The organism is Wolbachia endosymbiont of Tuta absoluta (genome assembly GCF_059414725.1).
The window spans coordinates 1-385 of record NZ_JBNRJY010000159.1; the positions used below are offsets into that span (position 1 = coordinate 1).

Annotated in this window: 1 pseudogene; it reads left to right on the forward strand. The window is 47.5% G+C overall.

Going from position 1 to position 385, the window contains the following annotated elements:
• A pseudogene (locus tag ACJ5GX_RS01720) lies at positions 1-128 on the forward strand (cystathionine beta-lyase); the annotation flags it as partial.
• Positions 129-385: the final 257 nt, after the last annotated feature.

Below are 385 nucleotides of genomic sequence, written 5' to 3' on the forward strand. Positions count from 1 at the left end.
TAGTAAAAGTTGCTAAAGAACGTGGAATCGTAACCGTTTGTGACAATTCATGGGCCACTCCTTTGTTGTTTAAGCCGCTTGATTATGGAATGCCGATGGTATTTGCCCTAAAAAGACGGAAGTTAGCCTCTTCCTAAAAGATCACGGTTTAGACGTCCTCCTTGTACAAGAAACGTTTCTAAAACCCCATATGCGTACCCCGCGAATCGCGCAATACAACACGGTACGTAATGACCGTACTTGACTCATTCATTACAGGCGAGCGCTTCACTGCTCACCCATAGAGACCCCGCCCCTCTGCTATATGGAGGCTTCCGCTTGCCGCTTAAGCATGACGGGACACCAACCCATTACGATAGTGTCGGTATACCTATCTCCGAGCAAT